At 64.9% G+C, this 20739-nt stretch carries 19 protein-coding genes and 1 other RNA gene; 14 read left to right on the forward strand and 6 right to left on the reverse strand.

Features of this window, described 5'->3' with window-relative positions:
- Positions 1-552: 552 nt before the first annotated feature.
- Positions 553-1551: a glucokinase family protein gene (locus XdyCFBP7245_RS17090; RefSeq protein ID WP_211287728.1), complete on the forward strand. Its 999-nt coding sequence runs from the start codon at positions 553-555 to the stop codon at positions 1549-1551.
- Between the two features lie 338 nt (positions 1552-1889).
- On the opposite strand, the gene XdyCFBP7245_RS17095 is transcribed toward XdyCFBP7245_RS17090, so the two are convergent.
- Both XdyCFBP7245_RS17095 and bioA read right to left on the reverse strand, forming a co-directional pair.
- Positions 1890-2624: a 16S rRNA (uracil(1498)-N(3))-methyltransferase gene (locus tag XdyCFBP7245_RS17095; RefSeq protein WP_104616719.1), complete on the reverse strand. Its 735-nt coding sequence runs from the start codon at positions 2622-2624 to the stop codon at positions 1890-1892.
- Positions 2615-4033, reverse strand: a complete 1419-nt coding sequence (gene bioA / locus XdyCFBP7245_RS17100) for an adenosylmethionine--8-amino-7-oxononanoate transaminase (protein WP_104616720.1) — start codon at positions 4031-4033, stop codon at positions 2615-2617. The genes XdyCFBP7245_RS17095 and bioA overlap by 10 nt, the downstream gene beginning before the upstream one ends.
- A gap of 41 nt (positions 4034-4074) precedes the next feature.
- Between bioA and nudE the strand changes: the two genes are divergently transcribed.
- From nudE to gcvH, 8 genes are all read left to right on the forward strand, one after another.
- Positions 4075-4623 carry an ADP compounds hydrolase NudE gene (gene nudE / locus XdyCFBP7245_RS17105; RefSeq protein WP_055849296.1) on the forward strand — a complete coding sequence of 183 codons (549 nt, stop codon included), beginning with the start codon at positions 4075-4077 and terminating at the stop codon, positions 4621-4623.
- Positions 4620-5420 (forward strand): 3'(2'),5'-bisphosphate nucleotidase CysQ, encoded by an 801-nt coding sequence (gene cysQ, locus XdyCFBP7245_RS17110; protein ID WP_104616722.1) that lies wholly within the window; start codon positions 4620-4622, stop codon positions 5418-5420. Before nudE ends, cysQ begins: the two co-directional genes overlap by 4 nt.
- A gap of 193 nt (positions 5421-5613) precedes the next feature.
- On the forward strand, positions 5614-6468 hold the full coding sequence (gene mazG, locus XdyCFBP7245_RS17115) for a nucleoside triphosphate pyrophosphohydrolase (protein WP_104616723.1): 855 nt from the start codon (positions 5614-5616) through the stop codon (positions 6466-6468).
- Positions 6465-6800 carry a YnfA family protein gene (locus XdyCFBP7245_RS17120; RefSeq protein WP_104616724.1) on the forward strand — a complete coding sequence of 112 codons (336 nt, stop codon included), beginning with the start codon at positions 6465-6467 and terminating at the stop codon, positions 6798-6800. The genes mazG and XdyCFBP7245_RS17120 overlap by 4 nt, the downstream gene beginning before the upstream one ends.
- Positions 6801-6957: 157 nt before the next feature.
- Complete coding sequence (locus XdyCFBP7245_RS17125) at positions 6958-7923, forward strand: SPFH domain-containing protein (RefSeq protein ID WP_104616749.1); 966 nt, start codon at positions 6958-6960, stop codon at positions 7921-7923.
- 3 nt (positions 7924-7926) lie between these two features.
- The gene (locus XdyCFBP7245_RS17130) at positions 7927-8361 is read left to right on the forward strand and encodes an NfeD family protein (protein ID WP_104616725.1); all 435 of its coding nucleotides are present in this window, start codon (positions 7927-7929) and stop codon (positions 8359-8361) included.
- A gap of 161 nt (positions 8362-8522) precedes the next feature.
- A complete protein-coding gene (gene gcvT, locus XdyCFBP7245_RS17135; protein ID WP_104616726.1) occupies positions 8523-9632 on the forward strand; it encodes a glycine cleavage system aminomethyltransferase GcvT in 1110 nt (369 codons plus the stop codon).
- A gap of 137 nt (positions 9633-9769) precedes the next feature.
- The gene (gene gcvH, locus XdyCFBP7245_RS17140) at positions 9770-10165 is read left to right on the forward strand and encodes a glycine cleavage system protein GcvH (RefSeq protein WP_104616727.1); all 396 of its coding nucleotides are present in this window, start codon (positions 9770-9772) and stop codon (positions 10163-10165) included.
- Positions 10166-10692: 527 nt separating this feature from the next.
- Here the strand turns inward: gcvH and XdyCFBP7245_RS24065 are convergent.
- Positions 10693-10950 (reverse strand): hypothetical protein, encoded by a 258-nt coding sequence (locus XdyCFBP7245_RS24065; RefSeq protein WP_158255521.1) that lies wholly within the window; start codon positions 10948-10950, stop codon positions 10693-10695.
- A gap of 223 nt (positions 10951-11173) precedes the next feature.
- On the opposite strand from XdyCFBP7245_RS24065, the gene XdyCFBP7245_RS17150 reads away from it, so the two are divergent.
- On the forward strand, positions 11174-11641 hold the full coding sequence (locus XdyCFBP7245_RS17150) for a histidine biosynthesis protein HisIE (protein WP_104616729.1): 468 nt from the start codon (positions 11174-11176) through the stop codon (positions 11639-11641).
- Positions 11642-12146: 505 nt separating this feature from the next.
- Positions 12147-12223, forward strand: a non-coding RNA gene (locus XdyCFBP7245_RS17155) — sX9 sRNA.
- A gap of 327 nt (positions 12224-12550) precedes the next feature.
- On the opposite strand, the gene XdyCFBP7245_RS17160 is transcribed toward XdyCFBP7245_RS17155, so the two are convergent.
- Entirely contained in the window at positions 12551-13930 is a 1380-nt protein-coding gene (locus XdyCFBP7245_RS17160; RefSeq protein ID WP_104616730.1) for a serine hydrolase domain-containing protein, read from the reverse strand.
- 334 nt (positions 13931-14264) lie between these two features.
- On the opposite strand from XdyCFBP7245_RS17160, the gene XdyCFBP7245_RS17165 reads away from it, so the two are divergent.
- Both XdyCFBP7245_RS17165 and XdyCFBP7245_RS17170 read left to right on the forward strand, forming a co-directional pair.
- A complete protein-coding gene (locus XdyCFBP7245_RS17165; RefSeq protein ID WP_104616731.1) occupies positions 14265-15638 on the forward strand; it encodes an NTP/NDP exchange transporter in 1374 nt (457 codons plus the stop codon).
- Between the two features lie 320 nt (positions 15639-15958).
- Positions 15959-16309, forward strand: a complete 351-nt coding sequence (locus XdyCFBP7245_RS17170; protein WP_104616750.1) for a DUF1304 domain-containing protein — start codon at positions 15959-15961, stop codon at positions 16307-16309.
- Between the two features lie 234 nt (positions 16310-16543).
- Here the strand turns inward: XdyCFBP7245_RS17170 and XdyCFBP7245_RS17175 are convergent, their stop codons facing one another.
- Positions 16544-19018 (reverse strand): acyl-CoA dehydrogenase, encoded by a 2475-nt coding sequence (locus tag XdyCFBP7245_RS17175; RefSeq protein ID WP_104616732.1) that lies wholly within the window; start codon positions 19016-19018, stop codon positions 16544-16546.
- Positions 19015-19938, reverse strand: a complete 924-nt coding sequence (locus tag XdyCFBP7245_RS17180) for an alpha/beta fold hydrolase (protein WP_170068693.1) — start codon at positions 19936-19938, stop codon at positions 19015-19017. The genes XdyCFBP7245_RS17175 and XdyCFBP7245_RS17180 overlap by 4 nt, the downstream gene beginning before the upstream one ends.
- Before the next feature lie 136 nt (positions 19939-20074).
- On the opposite strand from XdyCFBP7245_RS17180, the gene XdyCFBP7245_RS17185 reads away from it, so the two are divergent.
- Positions 20075-20683 (forward strand): TetR/AcrR family transcriptional regulator, encoded by a 609-nt coding sequence (locus XdyCFBP7245_RS17185; RefSeq protein ID WP_104616733.1) that lies wholly within the window; start codon positions 20075-20077, stop codon positions 20681-20683.
- The last annotated feature ends 56 nt before the right edge of the window (positions 20684-20739 follow it).

Raw genomic sequence — 20739 nt, forward strand, 5'->3', positions numbered from 1 at the left:
CCGTGTGGTGAAGCGGTGAAGCGAATGCGACATCGGCGAGTCGAACGTCTGGCGACGGACGACTCGCGAATCTGGGCCGACAGGCGAGGGAAGCGCCGTTCTTCAGTACCGAACAGTTGCTGGCCCCTCCTGCCAGAACCTCGATTTGGATCGAGTCTCGCGTAGCGCTGACAGCGTTGTCAACACATCGTCACAGATCTCTGATGTGGCTGCGATTGCGTTGCAATGCAGCATTTCTGCGACGTGGTTGCGGAAGTAATTGCGAGCATGCGCACACATGGGGGTGTGCTACGCATCCGCAATTGGCGCCCTCAATGGCTGAGCGGCGTTTCGCCAGCGGGCGCTCGGATTTTGTGCGGAAATCTCCGTGATGCGTGCGGATTTTTCGTGGATGATGGGTAGTGCGGGAGAATGCCCTGAGCGTCGTCGCCACGGTTGCGTTACAGGGCGATTACTGACAACGTTGTCTACCCGCTGCCGTTCGTCGGACAACGGGACATGACGCCAGCCCGCTGCCACTTATCAGGAGAATGCGTGAGCGCAAGCAGCCCAATGGAAGCGGTGGCCTTTCCGCGCCCCGACACCTTCGTTGCCGCAGACGTGGGAGGGACGCATGTGCGCCTGGCGCTGGTCTGCGCAAGCACCGATACGCGCAAGCCGGTCACGGTGCTGGACTATCGCAAGTACCGCTGCGCCGATTACCCGGGCCTGGCCGAGATCATGTCCGCGTTCTTTGCCGAGATGGGATGCGCGCCAGTGCGGCGCGGCGTGATCGCCAGTGCCGGTTATGCGCTGGAAGACGGTAGCGTGATCACCGCGAACCTGCCGTGGGTGCTGGCGCCGGAACAGATTCGCCGCCAGCTCGGCATGCAGGCGCTGCATCTGGTCAACGATTTCGAAGCGGTCGCTTACGCGGCCAATTACATGACCGGCAATCAGGTCATGCAGCTGTCCGGCCCCGCTCAGGGCGCGCCCGGCCCGGCCTTGGTCCTCGGTCCGGGAACCGGGCTGGGTGCGGCGGTGTGGATTCCCAACGGCGCCCACCCGATGGTGCTGCCGACCGAAGCCGGCCACGCCGCGCTTGCCGCCGCCAGCGATCTGGAAGTGGCCTTGCTGCAGGAACTGCGTCGCACGCGCACGCATGTGGGCACCGAAACCTTGTTGTCCGGTCCGGGGCTGTTGAACCTCTACACCGCGTTGGCCGCGCTGCGTGGCGAGCCGGCTGTGCATCACGGCCCGGCCGATGTCACCGCCGCCGCATTGGCCGGCAACGACGTGCTCGCGCGCGACGCGTTGCGGGCGTTCTGCGGGTTCATGGGCAGCGTGGTCGGCGACATGATGCTGCTCTACGGCATCCGTAGCGGTGTCTATCTGGCTGGCGGATTCCTGCCGCAGATTGCCGAATTCGTTGCCGCCAGCGACTTCACCGCCCGCCTGCTCGACAAGGGCACGCTGCGTCCTGCCTTGGAGCAGGTGCCGGTCAGCATCGTCGAACACGGCCAGCTTGGCGTCATCGGCGCAGCCAGCTGGTTTCTGCAACACGGTCGCTGACGCACGACACACCGTAGGAGCGCACCTGGGCGCGACAGGGCTTTACCGGTAAGGCACCCTCGCGCCCGGGTGCGCTCCTACGCCTTGGTCGGGCGTCGTGCGTTTTTGCAGTAACTCCAATCGTGCTGTCTCGGGCCTCTATCGGCAATCGCATCGCCGCAAACCGTAGGAGCGCACCTGGGCGCGACAGGGCGTTACCGGTAACGCTTCTCGCGCCCGGGTGCGCTCCTACGTGGGTTGCCCGCCATCGTGCGGAGTCGCCAATCGTTCGGTCACACGAGGCGCGACACTACCTGCACTGCGCATCAGCGACCGCGATGTCCTGCAAGTCCTCGAGCCTATAGGTCCCCGAACCGCGCCTGCAATGCCGCGATGGCGGCCAGGCCGGCGGTCTCGGTGCGCAGGATGCGTGGGCCTAATTGCAGGCCGGTGAAACCGGCAGCGGCCAGCGTGGCGCGGTCGCGTGGCGACCAGCCGCCTTCCGGCCCGATCGCCACGATGAGCCCCTGCTCGATATCGGCACTCAGGGTGGACAGGCGATGCTCGCCCTGCGGGTCCAGGGTCAGCCGTCGCGCCTGCGGGTCGCTGGCCTGCGCGGCCTCTTGCAAGCCCTGCGGCGCGGCGACGGTCGGCACGCGTGCGCGGCCGGATTGTTCGCAGGCCGACACCACCACACTGCGCCAATGCGCGATGCGTTTTTCCGTGCGCGCTGCATCGAGCTTGACCTCGGTGCGCTCGGCATTGACCGGTACGATGGCGGTCACGCCCAACTCGGTGGCTTTCTGCAGGATCAAGTCCATTTTTTCGCCGCGTGCGATGCCCTGGAGCAGCGTGATGCGTAAGGGCGATTCGTTGGACAGCGCTTCCGCACGCTCGACCAGCGCACGCGCTTCGCGCTTGCCAGCCACGGTGATCCGCGCGTGGTAGTCGCTGCCATCGCCGTTGAACAGGATGCAGGCATCGCCCTCGCGCAGGCGCAACACGCGCAGTAGATGATTGGCGGACTCTTCGGGCAGGGTCACTTCCTGGTCGCACTGCAGCGGCAACGCAACATGGGACCGGGTCAGGCGCATGCGACGGCCTCGTCGATGGCGTGACGGGTGGTCGCGGCAAGCAAGGCCAGTTGCGCCTCATCCACACAATACGGCGGCATCCAGTACAGCACGTCGCCCAGCGGGCGTAGCACCACGCCGCGTTCCAGCGCCGCGCGATACGCCTTCAATCCAACCCGTGCCGCAGCAGGGAAGGGAGTGCGTTTGTCGCCGCCCTGGGTCAGCTCGAAGGCCACGATCATGCCGGCCTGGCGCACGTCCGCCACCGCGCTGTGCTCGCCGATCTGCGCAGCGAGGGTGTTCATGCGCGCGGCGGTGTGCTGGTTGCGCGCAATCACGTCGTCGTCCGCGAAGATCTGCAACGTCGCCAATGCCGCCGCGCACGCCAGCGGGTTGCCGGTATAGCTGTGCGAATGCAGAAACGCACGCTCGCGCGAATCGTCCAGAAACGCGTCGTACAACTGCTGCGTGGCCAGCACCGCCGACAGCGGCAGGAAGCCGCCAGTCAGTCCCTTGGACAGGCACAGTAGATCGGGCATCACGCCAGCTTGTTCGCACGCAAACAACGTGCCGGTGCGTCCGAAGCCGGTGGCGATCTCGTCGGCGATCAGAAACGCGCCATGCGCATCGCACAATGCGCGTGCGCGGCGCAGATACGCCGGGTGATACATGCGCATGCCGCCGGCGCATTGCACACGTGGCTCCAGAATCAAGGCGCAGATTTCGCCGGGCGATTGTTCGAACAATGCCTGCAGCGCGTCGGCCGCCTGCAGTGCGTAGTCCTCCGCACTTTGGCCCGGCTCGGCCAGGTAGGCGTCGGGCGACGGTGCAAACAGCGATTGCAACAACAGCGGTGCATACACGCGCCGATACAACGGAATGTCGCCCACCGACAGCGCGCCGATGGTTTCGCCGTGATACCCGTTTTCCAATGCGATGAAGCGCGTGCGGCGATGCTCGCCACGGTTGTGGAAATAATGGAAGGCCATCTTCAAGGCCACTTCGACGCCGGCCGAGCCGTTGTCGGCATAGAACACCTTGGACAGCGGTGCGCGGTCGGGCTGGCGCGGCGCAATGGCCAGCAGGCGCTCGGCCAGTTGCACCGCCGGCGCGTGGGTGAAGCCGGCCAGCATCACCTGCTCCAGGGTGCCGGCCTGTTGCGCGATGGCCGCGCCGATGCGCGGCTCGGCATGGCCGAACAGGTTGGTCCACCAACTGCTGACCGCGTCCAGATAGCGACGGCCATCGTGACCGATCAGCCACGCACCCTGGCCACCGGCGATGGGGACCAGCGGAAGCGTGTGCGGATGCTCGCGCATCTGCGTGCACGGGTGCCACAGCACCGCAAGATCGCGTTGCCGCCAATGTTCGGCAGCTTCGGAGGCTGCAGGGTCTGCTAGGATTTCGGGCTCATGAACATGTCGATGCATCTGCCTATTCTATCGGTCCGCTCCGCGGCTGCGTGCTACGCATGAGCCCGCGTCTGCCGACCATCCACAAGATCACCGATCTGGGCGACGGGCCGTTCCGTCGCCAGCAACTGGATCTGGAGTTTTCCAACGGGCAGCGCCGTCTCTACGAACGGCAACTCAGCCAGGGCCACGGTGCCGTGGTCGTGGTGCCGATGCTCGACGCGACCACCGTTCTGCTGGTGCGCGAGTACGCAGCCGGCGTGCACCGCTACGAGCTGGGTCTGGTCAAGGGGCGCATCGATGCCGGCGAGACGCCGGAGCAGGCGGCCGACCGCGAGCTCAAGGAAGAAGCCGGCTACGGCGCGCGCCAGGTTCAGGTGCTGCGCGCGATGACGCTCGCTCCTACTTATATGAGTCACCAATCCTGGTTGGTGCTGGCGCGCGACCTCTACCCCGAGCGCCTGGTCGGCGATGAGCCGGAAGAGATGGAAGTGGTGCCCTGGCCAATCGCCCGTCTGGACGAATTGATGTTGCGCGACGATTTCTCCGAAGGCCGCTCGCTGGCCGCCTTGTTCATTGCGCGCGAGTGGCTGGAGCGCAACCCATGATCCGTATCCCGATGGAACTGCGCGAAACCGTGATCGCTATTGCTCGCGAAGCGGGTGAGGCCATCATGCAGGTGTACGCGCAGGACTTCGCGGTGGAGATCAAGGACGACGCCAGTCCGTTGACCCAGGCCGACCTTGCCGCCAATCGCGTCATCGTCGACGGCCTGCGCCGGGTCACGCCCGACGTGCCGGTGCTGTCGGAAGAATCTGCGCACGTGGCCTGGGAGGAGCGGCAATACTGGACCAGCTACTGGCTGGTCGATCCGCTGGACGGCACCCGCGAGTTCGTCAAACGCAACGGCGAGTTCAGCGTCAACATCGCCCTCATCCACATGGGCGCGCCGGTGCTGGGCGTGGTGCAGGCGCCGGTCGATGGCCGGGTCTGGTACGCCGCACGCGGCGAGAACGCATTCCGCCGCGACGGCGACCGCGACGAGATGCTGCACACCCGCACACCGGCCGCCACACCCTTGCGGGTCGCTGCCAGCCGCTCGCATCGCGACGCGCGCACGGCGGCCGCGCTGGAGCGCATGGGGGAGATCGACGTGGTGGCGCAAGGCTCGTCGTTGAAGTTCTGCCGCATCGCCGAAGGCGACCTGGATGTCTATCCGCGCTTCGGCCCCACCTCCGAATGGGACACCGCGGCCGGCCAGTGCGTGCTGCACGCCGCCGGCGGTGTGCTGCTGGCCGGCGGTTCCGGCAAGCCGTTCCGCTACAACCGCCGCGACACCTTGCTCAATGGCGATTTCATCGCGCTGGGCGATCCCAGCCTGCCTTGGCGCGATTGGCTGGCCTGAGCATGCCCGCCTGCCGTGTGCTGCCTGCCGTTTGCGTGTCGCACGCCGGGCAACGCGGATGCGCAAGGTCGTGATTGGCTGACCGGTACACTGCAGCGGCATCGCGTGCGTTGTCTGCTGCCATGCGCAATGCCGCCATGCGTCAGCGCTCTCGCCGGGGATGCGCCTTCCAACATCGCTCCAGGAACACACCATGCTCCAGACTCCGCCCACCGGCGATATCCACCGCCTGCTGCAGTTGATGGCGCGCCTGCGCGACCGTGAGCACGGTTGCCCCTGGGATGTGGAGCAGAGCTTCGCCACCATCGCGCCGTACACCATCGAAGAAGCCTACGAGGTCGCCGACGCGATCGATCGCAATGACCTGCCCGGGCTGCGCGACGAGTTGGGCGACCTGCTGCTGCAGGTGGTCTTCCATGCGCAGATGGCGTCCGAACAGGGTGCGTTCGACTTCGCCGACGTGGTCGCCACACTCAGCGACAAGCTGGTGCGTCGGCACCCGCATGTGTTCGCGGCGCAAACCGCGGACGATGCGCAGGCGGTGAGCGCCAACTGGGACCAGATCAAACGCGAAGAACGCCGCGCCGCGGGACACCAGGACGACTCTGCACTGGCCGGCATCGCGCGCGGGCTGCCCGAGTGGCAGCGCTCCACCAAGTTGCAGTCGCGCGCGGCGCGGGTGGGCTTCGATTGGCCTGGTCCGGCGCCGGTGCTGGAAAAATTGCAGGAAGAAATCGAAGAGCTGCGGGCGGAATTCGCCCGCGGCCCGGTAGCCGACAATCAGGCGCGCCTCGAAGACGAACTGGGCGATGTACTGTTCGTCTGCGCCAATCTCGCCCGACACGCCAAGGTCGATGTGGGCGCCGCGCTCCGGCATGCCAATCTGAAATTCGAACGGCGCTTCCGTGCGATGGAAGCCCATGCGCACGCGCAGGGCACCACCCTGGATGCGTTGTCGCTGAGCGCCCAGGAAGCGCTGTGGCAACAGGTCAAGCGCGACGAATCCGCCGCCGCGGTGCCGGATGCCGGCGCCGTGCCCGGCGCATGAGCGCCGCGCTGACCACACTGTTGCTGTTCGTCGCCACCGCCGTGGCCGAACTGGTCGGCTGCTACCTTCCTTATCTATGGCTACGCAAAGGGGGCAGCGCGTGGCTGCTGCTGCCCAGCGCACTGAGCCTTGCGATCTTCGTGTGGCTGTTGAGTCTGCATCCGGCTGCCAGCGGACGCGTGTATGCCGCCTATGGCGGGGTCTATATCGCCAGCGCCTTACTGTGGTTGTGGTGGGTGGACCGCATCACTCCGACGCGATGGGATCTGCTCGGCGCCGCCTGCTGTCTGCTCGGCATGGCCGTCATCATGTTCGCGCCGCGCAACGTCTGAGCCTGGCGGTCGTGTGATCCGAGCGCGTCGAGGCGCTTGCTGCCCGACGCGGTAATGGGCGCGAGCGCATTCCTGCACAGCATCCCCAAGCCGGTGACGGGCAGCGCGGGTGCATACTGCTGCAAGGATCGACTCGTCATATGCAAGGGGGATGCACGTGTTTCCGACTTCGTTTTTGGCCATGGCCGTTCTGGTCGCTGGCGTCATCGTGTTGTTCAAGACCGTGCGCATGGTGCCGCAGGGATTTCAGTGGACGGTGGAGCGCTTCGGCCGCTACACCCACACCCTGAGTCCGGGTCTGCACTTTCTGGTGCCGGTGGTCTACGGCGTGGGCCGCAAGATCAACATGATGGAACAGGTACTGGACGTGCCCAGCCAGGACGTCATCACCAAGGACAACGCGGTGGTACGCGTGGACGGTGTGGTGTTCTTCCAGGTGCTGGATGCCGCCAAGGCCGCCTATGAAGTCTCCAATCTAGAGATCGCCAGCATCGCGCTGGTGCAAACCAATATCCGTACCGTGATCGGTTCGATGGATCTGGACGAATCACTGAGCCAGCGCGAAACCATCAATGCGCAGTTGCTGAGCGTGGTGGACCAGGCCACCAACCCATGGGGCATCAAGGTCACGCGAATCGAAATTCGCGACATCCAGCCGCCACGCGATCTGATCGACTCGATGGCGCGGCAGATGAAGGCCGAGCGCGAAAAGCGCGCGCAGATCCTGGAAGCCGAAGGCTCGCGTCAATCGGAGATCCTGCGTGCCGAGGGCGAAAAGCAGGCGGCCGTGCTCGAAGCCGAAGGCCGCAAGGAAGCCGCCTTCCGCGACGCCGAGGCGCGCGAGCGTCTGGCCGAGGCCGAAGCCCGCGCCACCCAGGTGGTGTCCGATGCGATCGCCAACGGCAGCGTGCAGGCAATCAATTACTTCGTCGCACAAAAGTATGTGGAGGCGTTCAAGGCACTGGCCACCGCGCCCAACCAGAAGTTCGTGCTGATGCCGATGGAGTCCAGCGGCATCATCGGCTCGCTCGCCGGCATCGCCGAACTGGCCAAGGAAGCGATGGGCAAGCCCGACGCGCCAGCCGTACGCGTGCCGCCGATGCCGCCGCGCGCGGGGGGCTGAGCCATGCGCTGGGACGTTGTGATCTGGGCGGTGCTCGCGCTGCTATTGATCGCCGCAGAGACGCTGGCGCCCGGTGCGTTCCTGCTGTGGATGGGGATTGCCGCCGCCGCCGTCTGCGTGCTCGTGCTGGCGTTGCCGGGCATGTCGCTGCTGGTACAGATCGTGGCGTTCGTCGTGCTCAGCTTTGTGTCGGTGCAGGTCTATCGCACCTGGTTCCGCGGCAAGGGGCGGCAGAGCGATCGCCCCTTGCTCAACAGACGTGCCGAGCAATTGATCGGCCGTCGCGTGCTGCTCGATCAAGCCATCCATGACGGCCGAGGTCGTGCCAAGGTCGACGATGCGTTCTGGGTGGTCAGCGGTCCGGATCTGCCCGCCGGTGCACCGGTGCGCATCGTCGGCGTCGATGGCATGACCTTGCTGGTGCAAGCCAGCAGCTGATCGGCAGGGCAGGGCGTGTGATTCGGTCGCTCATTGCTGCAGCGCGGCGTGCGTTGGCCGGTGCGCGTCGTTCGGTCAGCGCTGTGTCTGCGCAGCGATGCGGTTACCCGCAACGACGGCCGGGCAGCGATAATGGGCATCTTTCCATTGGACCGGCGCCCATGACCCAGAAGACCATCCTCAACGACACCCATCGTGCGCTCGGCGCCAAGATGGTCGACTTCGGCGGTTGGGACATGCCGATCCACTATGGCTCGCAGCTGGACGAACACCATCAGGTGCGTCGCGACGCCGGCATGTTCGACGTCAGCCACATGACCGTGGTCGACCTGCACGGCGCGCGCGTGCGCGAGTTCCTGCGCTACCTGCTCGCCAACTCGGTGGACAAGCTCAAGGTGTCCGGCAAGGCGCTGTACACCTGCATGCTCAATCCGCAGGGCGGGGTGATCGACGACCTCATCGTCTATTTCATGACTGAAGACTTCTTCCGTCTGGTGGTCAACGCCGCCACCCGCGAAAAGGATCTGCAGTGGATCGGCGAACAGGCCGCACGCTTCGAGGTGCGCGTGGAAGAGCGCGCCGACTTCGCGATGATCGCCGTGCAGGGCCCCAACGCGCGCGCCAAGGTCATCGAACTGCTGGATCCGGCCGACGTCACGGCAGCGAGCAAGCTCGGCCGTTTCGCCGCGCTGCAGACGCGCTCGCGCGATGGCATCGACCTGTTTGTTGCGCGCACCGGTTACACCGGCGAAGACGGTTTCGAAATCGTGTTGCCGCAGGACGCGGCGGTCGCGTTCTGGAGTGCGTTGCTCGCGCAGGGCGTCAAGCCAGCCGGTCTGGGCGCGCGCGACACGCTGCGTCTGGAAGCGGGCATGAATCTCTATGGGCAGGACATGGACGACGCGGTCACTCCTTATGAAGCGGCGTTGGCGTGGACGATCACCCTGGACGAAGGCCGCGACTTCATCGGCCGTGCCGTGCTCGAAGCGCAAAAGGCGCAGGGCGCGCCGCGTCAACTGATCGGCGTGGTGATGGACGAGAAGGGCGTGCTGCGCCACGGCCAGCGCGTGTTCACCGCCAGCGGCGAAGGCGAGATTCTGTCCGGCACCTTCTCGCCGACGCTGGGCAAGGCGATCGCATTCGCACGCGTGCCGGCCGGCAGCATCGACGACCTGCGCGTGGATATTCGCGGCAAGCAGGTGCCGTTGCGCGCGGTGAAGTTTCCGTTCGTGCGCGACGGCCAGGCGCAGCCCGGCGTCCTTGGCGAATGAATCGCAGTATGCCGGTCGTAGTGGCCGGCATCCTGTCACCGCGTGCAACCCAGCCATACCGACACGCGTGCACCTGTCTTGTCGCGCGGTCTAAACTAACCACCTGTCCCCAACCCCAGTTTCCCCGGAGCACACCCATGAGCGAGATTCCTGGCGACCTCAAGTTCCTCAAATCCCACGAGTGGGCCCGCGTCGAAAGCAGCGGCCGCGTGACTGTCGGTATTTCCGACCACGCGCAGGGCTTGCTGGGCGACCTGGTCTACGTCGAGCTGCCGAGCGTCGGCGACACCGTGCAGGTCGGCAACGGCGCGGCGGTGGTCGAGTCGGTCAAGGCCGCGTCCGATGTCTATAGCCCGGTCAGCGGCACCGTGGTCGAGGTCAACAGCGCGTTGAGCGACAAGCCGGAGACCATCAACGAAGACGCCTACGGCGAGGGCTGGATCTTCGTTGTCGAACTCGACGACAAGGAACAGCTCAACGATCTACTGTCGCCCGACGACTACGCCGAGCTGCTGGAAGACGACGACCACTGAGTCCGTCGTCCCTGCTGCGCACCGATGGCCGCTCTCAGAGCGGCCATTTTTTTGCTGCGCTGCCGGCGACGCGGTTTGGTGTGCGCAGGAGATTGTGATCGGATGGGCGAGGGCAGTCGCTTGCACCTGCTGACGATCTCACGCCTGCAAGGTGGTTGGCGGTGACGTGATGCGATGCGCGCGGTGGCGTCCGTGTCCGGCTGATCGCCACGCGACACCACCTGCATGCCGGTGCGTCGGATTTCTGACGTGAGTCGCTCGTGAGGGTCTGGCGCGTGCTCGGTGAGAAAAATCGACGCGCGCAACGTGCGCCGACGACCGATCGACGTCGTGCGACATGCGCTCGGCGATGCGCAAGCGCACGTGCATGGCGATCAAAGAGCGCAATAAGTTTGCGCATTTCTGCTTGTGCGACGCCGGAAGTGGAGTTGCCGGATAAAAAATTTTCAGCTGGCGGACAGGCGGCAGACGATGCCGCAACGCGTAGCGCCTCGTCTCAGCGTGATCGCAATCGTCGGCTTGCGGATCTAGAGTGTTTTAAAAAAACAGCGGAAAAGAAGTGCTTTTTCGAAAACGCTGTTGCGCGCGCGTGCGTGACGAGCCCGCGCAACTGCCCTCGCGCGGTGTGCTTGCCGGACCTCGACGGCGAACATGGCGATGGTCGACTGAAAAAAAATTGCAAAAGAGTGTTGACAGTAAAAAAAAGCGTGATTAGGTTTCGCCCAGCAGACATCGCTGCGAAAGAGAGTGAGCAGAATCGACATCGAGCCGACACGCTTGTTCAAGACGTCCACCGAAGTACGCTCAATGGTGGAGTCGGGTTCGCTTCTCTCCAGAAAAGCAGTTGTCGTTTCGACTACGCACCCGTGTCGCCGTTCGATGCGGGTGTTTCTGTATCCGTCCCGTCGCGCATTACCTGCGGACGGTACCCGACGACGGCATGCCGGCGCGGGGTTTGGTTCAACTGGGCGTTTCACCTCCATAGTTCACTGACGAGGAGCCAATTACATGGCCACTAAAAAAGCTGCGAAAAAGAAACCCACCGCCAAAAAGGCAGTGAAGAAGACCGCCGCCAAGAAGGCGACCAAGAAGGTCGCTAAGAAGGCAACGGCCAAGAAGGCAGTGAAGAAGACTGCTGCCAAGAAGGCCGTCAAGAAGACCGCAAAGAAGGCAACCGCCAAGAAAGCAGTGAAGAAGACTGCCAAGAAGGCAACCAAGAAGACTGCCGCCAAGAAGGCAGTGAAGAAGACCGCAAAGAAGGCGACCAAGAAGACTGCCGCCAAAAAGGCCGTCAAGAAGGCCGCCAAGAAAGTTGCCAAAAAGGCAGTAGCCAAGAAGGCGACCAAAAAGTCGGCCACCAAGAAGTCCGCTACCAAGAAGACTGCTGTGAAGAAGGTCGCCAAGAAGAAGCCGGCCGCTCGCAAGAAGAAGGCCGCTCCGGTCGCGCTGCCCGCAACTCCGGCACCGCTGATCTGATCTGCAACACCCGATCGCCGTAAACATCGAGCTCTCTCCCCGACGCCCAGCGGGGAGGGAGCTTTTTTATTGCGCGACACCGCGACCACGTCCGATGCAGTGCGCGGATACCGGCCGCCATCGAGGCGACGCGGTTCGCGAGGTGGCACGGTCTGGAGCTGTAGCCTTGCCGATAACGCCAGCGCCAATGGCGAGAGCTTCTCAAGAAGGCAGTCTTGCACGACGCATTGACGCGTCCGATGCATCACCCAAGGCTGCACTTTCGTCGAGGCGGCGATGCTTCCAATCCGTACCGATATCGGTATCCGCGTTCCCGAAGGATTGTTCGGCCACCACTTGTCCAGTCCGATTCCCTGCGCCGTCGGTGTGCCGGATGCAACGACAGTTCGCCGCCGTCGCAGTGCCCGGCTCCGGTCTCTCGACCACGCGATAGCCAGATGATTTAGAGCAGCGAACAAAACGATTGTGCTCATCGCATGGCGAACGCGGCCGGTACTGATGCGGCATGGGCCACGCTTACACTGCGGTTCTGAGTGCGCCGTCCACACCCACCCGACGACGGTTCGCTGCGTGTTGTCAGCCGCTCTTGGTCCGACACGTTGTGGTGCAGGGTGCCGCGGATCCAGCAATGACGCCTGCAGCAGCCTGACGGCGGCTGCACCTCTCGCGCCGATCCGCTGTCCAGCCACCGCATCCGCCCGTCACCTGCAACGACGACGGATGCAGCCCAACAGTGCTGCCCAGATGCAGTAGCCCGCTGCAGCGTTGGTGCCATGCACGCTGCCAAGCACACGCCTGGCGCCAGGGCGTTCAAACCAGCCACAGACCTCCGCGTTCAGAAACGACACAGGCGGCCAAGGCCGCCTGTGTTGATGCATGCACCGAGGAGTCGGTACCGGCGCGCCGAACTCAGCGCGGCGATGCCACCGACTTGCCGGACGACGCACCCTTGCCAGCCGGGTCGGCCTTCTCTGCCAGCATGTTCTCGCTGCCGAAATCGCCGTCCACATCGACATCCAGCCAACGCTTGGCCGGCAAACCGAGTGCGCGGTCCAGGATGGTCGGCAGCATGCCCGACGGCAGGCCGCTTTCGCCATTCCACAGGATGGCGATGCCGACATCGCGCTCGGGCAGCAACGCAACCAGGCCGCGGTAGCCCTGCACCGCACCTGCATGGAAGATCACCTGATGACCCGCGTAGTCGAATACGCGCCAGCCCAGCGCATAGCTGGCCGCGTCCACGCGCTCATGGCGCCAGCCCGAACGCATTTCGCCCGGCGTGGAGATCAGCGGTGCATGCAGTGTCGCCAGCAGTGGCGCAGGCAACACGTCGGTGCGATGGCCGGTGTGTGCGAGCAGCCACTGCGCCATGTCGCTTGCGCTGGCATTGACGCCGGCAGCAGGCGCAAGCCGGTAGTAAGTGGGCTTGGGCGTCAGCGACACCCAACCGTTGCGGCTGCGCACGTGCGGGCGCGCCCAATGCGGGCTGGCCTGGATGCCGGCCAGCCCCATGCTGGCATCGTTCATGCCGAGCGGCTTGAAGATGCGGCGTTCTACCGATTGCTCGTAGAAACTGCCTGAGGCGGCGAAGACCACGTCGCCGACCAGACTGAAGGCGACGTTCTGATACGCATAGCAATCGCCCGGCGCGCAGCGCAGCGGCGCGGCAGCCAGCTTGTGGCTCAGCGAGTAGTAGTCGACGTTGGATTCGATATCGCGGTCGTAGGCATTGCGGGTCAGGCCGACGCGATGACTGAGCACCTCGGCGACGGTGAGCTGCCGTGTGGCGACGTTGTCGCTCAGCTGGAAGCCGGGCACGTAGTCGACCACCTTGCTGTCCCAACGCAACACGCCATCATTGACCAGCAGGCCAGCCATGGTGCCGGCGAAGGCCTTGGACAGCGACGCCAGGCGGAACACGGTATGCGCATCGACCGGTTGCGGGTGATTGACGTCGGTGACGCCATAACCGCGCGCGCTGAGCACCTTGCCGCCCTGCACGATGGCCATCGCCATGCCGGGCACGCGGTTGCCGTAGGTCAACTGGTCGGCCATCGATTCGAATGCCGCCACGTCGAAGCCGGCGGCCGGCGCCAACACGCTGCTGGCCGGCAACGCGGTGCGATACGGAAGCGGGGCGGTGGGCGACTGCGCGACGGTCGCCGGCTGCAGCGCGTAAGCGGTGGGCGCGGGCGTCTGTGCCGTGGAAGAGAGGGCCAGAGGCAATAACGCCCCGAGCAGCCCGATGGCCAACGGACGGAACCGTCGGCGCCTGCGCATTACTGTCATGGTTGTCCCGCCTGTTCCACTGCTGCTTGGAGCGATTCTAGCCCCGCGCTTCGCAATAGCACAAACTGCCGGAAGATGAATGGGCATCATATTGATCCTATTGACGATTTGGGTTCAGAAATCGGGCTGATCAGGGCCGTGGCGACGCCACGCAGGGTGCATGCGAAGAGGGTTGCAAGCGCCGTGCCGGGGCAGCTCACGCGCGCGCCGCAGCGTCCTGCCTCCGCCGCTGGTGGTGCTGCGCCGCATCGGCTAACTTGCGCGCTACTTCGTCAGGTGCTGCCGCCGCCATGTTCTTGCTGTCGGGCTCGTTCGCACGGGCGATGTTGACGCCATGACCCGTCCCTCTGCGCCGCGCTCGGCGGCTGGCCGTCTGGGCGCTGCGCTGCGCAGTTCGCCACCCCTGGCGTGGTCGTTCCTGTATTTCTTCTGCCTGCTCAGCGGTTACTACGTGCTGCGTCCGGTGCGCGAGGCGATGGGTGCATCCTCCGATGTGGCCGCGTTGTTTCCGGCCAGCATGATCGGCTTCTTCGCCACGCACGGCATGCCGCTCAAGGACTTCACCTTGCAGGTGTTGTTTACCTGCACCTTCCTGATCATGCTGCTACTGCAGCCGGTGTACGGCGCGGTGGTCAGCCGCTATCCGCGACGCGTGTTCCTGCCGCTGGTCTACGGTTTCTTCATTGCGACCCTGCTGCTGTTCTACGTGCTGTTCGACAGCGGTGTGCCAGGGCGCGGGATGGCGTTCTTTTTGTGGCTCACGGTCTTCAACCTGTTTGCCGTGGCGGTGTTCTGGAGCTTCATGGCCGATGTCTTCAGCAACGCCGAAGCGCGCAACTACTACGGCTATATCGGCGCGGCCGGCACCCTGGGCGCGTTTCTCGGGCCGATCCTCACCCGCACCTTGGTCGAGCGCATCGGCATTGCGCACCTGATGCTGGTGTCGGCCGGGTTCCTGACGGTCTGCGTGGTCTGCGTATTGCGGCTGCGGCTGTGGGCGGTGGCGCGCGAACAGGAGCGCCAACTGGACTCCGGCGAGGTGCCGATGGGCGGCGACGTGCTAGGCGGCCTCAAGCTGATCGTGCGCGAGCCGTTGCTGCGCTGGCTGGCGTTGATGACGTTATTCGGCGTGGGCGTGGGCACCTTGCTCTATAACGAGCAGGCGGCGTTGGTACGGCGGCTCTACACCGATGCGGCGACCAGCACGGCGTACTACGCCAGTATCGACCTGGCGGTCAACGCGCTCGCCTTGGTGCTGCAATTGCTGGTGACGCGCGCGCTGTTGTCGCGCTTCGGCATCGCACCGGCGCTGCTGATTCCGGGCGTGGCCATCACCTTGGGGTACGCGGTGCTGGCAGCCTCCCCGCTGCCGCTGATGATCGCCATCGTGCAGGTGATCACGCGCTCCAGCGAGTTTGCACTGGCCAAGCCGGCGCGCGAAACCTTGTACACGCGGGTCAGCCGCGAATGGCGCTACAAGGCCGGTGCGGCGATCGACACGGTGGTCTATCGCGGCGGCGACCTGAGCTTTGTGTGGATCCACAAGCTGGTGTCGGGCTTGGGGTCCACCGCGGTGTTCGGGGTTGGTCTATTGGCGGCAGTGGGCATGACGCTGGGCACGCTCGGCCTGCTGCGCGAAGCACGTAAGTTGCCTGCAGAGCGCGATGGTGTGGCGGACGGGCGCGCAGCGGAGTCGCAGGGCGAGTAACGCCTTTGCTTGCGGATGCGTTGTGGCTGCGCTTGGCGACCTTGCCTGGATATCCATGGAGCGATAACGCACACGGCGCGTGCGATCAAGCGCTGACGCGTGGTGTCGCTTGCAGGCGATGCGTCCATCCCGCGCGATGCGCGACATCGGCGGCTACCTGATGAGGTCCCGCATGCGCCGCCGATCACCATGCAGCGACCATTGCTGCCTCGGTGACGCCATCTCGTCGCGAGGCACCGGTCACGCGCTGCGCGTATTGCCGGACAGCCGGCGCGGCATCGCGGCTATGCTTGCGGCCACGTCCCTACGACTTTTTCGCCATGTCCCTGTTCGCGATCATCGCCGGCACCCTCGTCGGCCTGCTGCATGTCTACATCCTGGTGCTGGAGATGGCGCTGTGGACGCACCCCTTGGGCCTGAAGACCTTCCGCAACACACCGGAAAAGGCACAGGCCACACGCGTGCTGGCGGCCAACCAGGGCCTCTACAACGGCTTTCTCGCCGCAGGCCTGCTCTGGGGCGCGCTGGCAGCACGGGTCGATGTGCTGAGCTTCTTCTTAGGGTGCGTGGTGGTGGCGGGGTGCTACGGCGCCTATAGCGTCAATCGCCGCATCTTCTTCGTGCAGGCCTTGCCGGCGTTGATCGCACTCGGGTTGGTGTGGCTGCCGTAGTGAGGCAGCGTCGGCAGCGTGTTCGCCACACGTAACAAAGGGATTACCCGCGATGTGGCATCGCCGGTAACCCCCGCATCGCGTGCAGGCCCACGCTTGCGAAAGAGCTACTTGAAGTTGACTGGTCGGCAGCTCAACGCCGCACATGGCGTCGCTGGGCGATGGGCGAGACCCGCAAACAACGACGGCGGGCTTGAAAGCCCGCCGTCGTGGCGAATCACCTTGACCTGACTCTTATGCCGCTTCGCGCGGCTGCTGTGCCTGCGGCTTGTCGTAGAAGCTCGCCGCACGCAGCTCGTGCGGATCGAAGTCGTCCACGGTGATGGTATCCATCATGATCTCGCGCAGCTCTTCCAGCAGCTTGCGCTCGTCCAGGGTGAGCACGCCCTCGGCCACGGCTTCGTCCAGCTGCGCCGGGAAATCCAGCGCTTCGATGCCCTTGGTCTTGAGCGCCTTGAGGAACTTGCGCTCCACCGGCTCGGCCATCACCGCCTTGGTCAGGTAGCTGGCGATACGGCCACCCGGGTTGTTGGCGCACGGGGTCAGGAACACCCCCTGGGCCAGGCGATCGCGCGCTTCGTTCGGAGCCATCAGGATCGATGCCACGCGATGGCCCAGGCGGTCGCCCGGCGCTTCGGCACGACGGCCCAGCGGGAAGATCAGCACCCACATCAGCCAACCCACCGGGCGGATCGGGAAGTTACGCAGCGCTGCCGACAGCGCGGTTTCGATCTTGTGCACGCTGTCGTGGAACGCCCAGGCCAGCAGCGGCTGGTCGGCCGCCGGCGCACCTTCGTCGTGGTAGCGCTTGAGTATCGCGCTGGTCATGTAGATATGGCTCAGCACATCGCCCAAACGACCGGACAACGACTCCTTGAACTTCAACTTGCCGCCCAGCATCAGCATCGACACGTCGGCCATCAGGGCCAGGTTGGCCGAGTAACGATCCAGCTTGCGGAAAAAGCGACGCGTGTATGCATCGCCCGGCGCCGCACCGATGCGCGCACCGGTCAGGCCGAACCAGAACGAACGCACGGCGTTGGAAATACCGAAGCGGATGTGACCGAACAGGCTCTGGTCGAACTCTTCCAGACCGCGGCGCGTATCCGGATCCTGCGCCGCCTTCATTTCCTTCATCACCCACGGATGGCACAGGATGGCGCCCTGGCCGAAGATCAGCAGGCTGCGGGTCATGATGTTGGCGCCTTCCACGGTCACGCCGATCGGCGCGGCCTGCCAGGCGCGGCCGGCGAAGTTGCGCGGCCCCAGGATGATGCCCTTGCCGCCGATCACATCCATCATGTCGCTGACCACTTCGCGGCCCATGGTGGTGCAGTGGTACTTGGCAATCGCCGACGGCACCGACGGCACGTCGCCGCGGTCTACCGCAGCGGCAGTGGCCTGCGCCAGCGCGCTGATCGCATAGGCCTTGCCGCCGATCCGCGCGAGCGCTTCTTCCACGCCCTCGAAGCGACCGACCGACAGGCCGAACTGCTTGCGAATGCGTGCATACGCACCGGTCACCACCGCGGCGTACTTGCCGCCGCCGCTGGCGGTGGAGGGCAGGGTGATCGAACGACCCACTGCCAGACACTCGTTGAGCATGTTCCAGCCCTTGCCCACCATCTCCACGCCGCCGATCAGCTGGCTGAGCGGAATGAACACCTCGGTGCCACGGATCGGGCCGTTCTGGAAGGTGGAATTCAGCGGGAAATGACGGCGGCCGATTTCCACTCCCGGGGTCTCGCGCGGCAGCAGCGCCAGGGTGATGCCGATGTCCTTCTTGTCGCCGATCAAGCCGTCCGGGTCGTAGGCGCGGAACGCCAGACCAATCAACGACGCCACCGGCGCCAGGGTGATGTAACGCTTGTCGAAGGTGAGCTTGACGCCGAGCACGTTGGCGCCATTCCACTCGCCCTTGCAGACGATGCCGTAGTCGGGGATCGAGGTCGCATCCGAGCCCGCAAACGGACCGGTCAGACCGAAACACGGCACTTCCGCACCGACGGCCAGACGCGGCAGGTAATAGTCTTTTTGTTCCGGGGTGCCGTAATGCAGCAGCAGCTCACCCGGCCCGAGCGAGTTCGGCACACCGACGGTGGAGCTGACCACGCTGGAGATCGACGACAGCTTCTGGATCACCTTGTGGTGCGCCAGCGCGCTGAAACCCAGGCCACCGTATTGCTTGGGGATGATCATGCCGAAGAACTTGTTCTTCTTGATGTAGTCCCACAACTCCGGCGGCAGGTCGGCATGGACGTGGGTGATTTCCCAGTCGTTGACCATCTTGCATAGCTCTTCCACCGGGCCATCCAGGAACGCCTGCTCTTCGGCGGTCAACTGCGGCTTTGGGTAGCTGAGCAGCTTCTGCCAATCCGGGTCGCCGGTGAATAGCTCGCCCTCGAAACCGACCGAGCCGGTTTCCAGCGCGATGCGCTCGGTCTGCGACAGCGGCGGCAGCACCTTGCGGAAAAACGCCATCAACGGCGTGGTCAGCAACGGCTTGCGCAGGAACGGCAACAGCACCGGAGCGGATACCAGCACCACCAGTGCGGCGGCGACGATGGTGGCGGTGAGATTGGCACCCAACAGCCAGCATGCCACCAGCACGCAGGCGCTGATCGCAACCCAGGTGGCAAGGCGCATGCGGTGATAGGCAGCGATACCCGCCGCCAGGATGACGAGGAGGAACGGTGCAACGATGCTCATGGTCTTGCTCCAGTGACATGCTCGGTGATGTTGGACGCTGCAATGGTGCCAACCGAGGGCAGTGCGTCCAGATAATGCAACACGGTGGCGGTAAAGGTGGTGTTGTCGTCGCCGGCCAGCATGTGCGTGGCGTCGGCCAGCTGCACGTGCTGCGCGTGCGGGGCGATCGACAGGAATTCGGTGATGTTGTCCGGTGTGACCAGATCGCTGCGCTCGCCGCTGATCAACAGCATCGGGCAGTGCACCTGCGCTGCGGCTTCCAGCAAGGCATGCTGCTGCAACTGCGCGTCCTGGCCGGCCAGTTCGTCGACCAGGCGCGGGTCCCAGTGCCAGTGCCAACGGCCATCTGCGCGCTGACGCAGCAATGCGTGTAACTGGCGCCCAGTCTTGCGCGGGCGATGCGGCAGATACGCGGCAATCGCATCGGCCGCGGCATCCAGCGAAGCGAATCCATCCGGATGCGCGGTCATGAAGCGCAGGATGCGCTCCACGCCCGTGGTGTCCCAGCGCGGCGTGATGTCGACCAGCACGATCGCGCGGAACAGCCCCGGCCAACGCGCCTCGGCGAGCAGCCCGAACAGGCCGCCCATCGAGGCAGCCACCAGGACCGGCGGCTCGGGCTGCTCGCCTGCCAGCACGATCAGGTCGTCGGTGAACTGCGTGGGCGAATAGGGCAGTTCGACCGCATTGAAGCTCGAATCGCCATGGCCGCGCGCATCGTAGGAAAGTGCACGGTAGCCAGCCTGCGCCAAGGCGGTTGCCGTCGCTTCCCAGGCATGCCGCGTCTGCCCAAACCCATGCGCCAGCAGCACCGTTGGTGCGTGCTGCGCACCCCGTACCGACACGGCCAGCTCCACGTCGCCAGCGCTAACGCGCGACATGGTCGCAATGGGGGCAAGCGTAGAGGGAGAAGTAACCATACCTAATGGTATGGATGCAGAACACCTGCTGTCAATACTCTCTCGTATGGAGCGTTAAGCCCTTGAATCATGGCGGTTGTCTGTCATTTTTGTGATGCATACTGCAACTGACTCAGGCGTATGGTTAAATCGCGCCATGAACGACACCACCGAATCCAGCCCCACCCCACCCCGTGCCAGTTCCGGTCGCGGCAACCGCCTCAGCGCGGACGACTGGGCACAGGCCGCGCTGGACCTGATCGCCGAACAAGGCGTCGGAGCCGTCGCTGTCGAGCCATTGGCGCGCCGCCTCGGCGTCACCAAGGGCAGCTTCTACTGGCATTTCCCCTCGCGCGACGCGCTGTTGCAAGCCGCCCTGGAGCGCTGGGAAATCTTCGAACAGAAGGAAGTGTTCGGCAGCCTGGAAGACGTGCCCGACCCCAGCGCCCGCCTGCGCGCGCTGTTTCAGCTGGTCGCCCACGAAGTCACGCCGCACGTGATCTATAGCGAACTGCTCAAGGCACTCGACCACCCCGCCGTGCGCCCGGTCATCGACCGTGTCTCGCAACGCCGCCTCGACTACCTGATCGCCTCGTTCCGCCAGGCCGGCCTGTCCCGCACCGACGCCCAGCATCGCGCCCGCCTCGCCTACGCGGCTTACGTCGGCTTCCTGCAGTTATCGCTGCAACTGCAGCAACCCAAGCAGGCCCGCGAAGAATTCGAATCCTACGTCGAGCATGTGATTCAGACGTTGATTCCTGGGTAGAGCCATGCCGAACTGCCGCTAGATGTACCGAAGCGACAGCCAATAAAAAAGCCGCG

This window comes from Xanthomonas dyei, assembly GCF_002939865.1.
GTDB lineage: Bacteria > Pseudomonadota > Gammaproteobacteria > Xanthomonadales > Xanthomonadaceae > Xanthomonas > Xanthomonas dyei.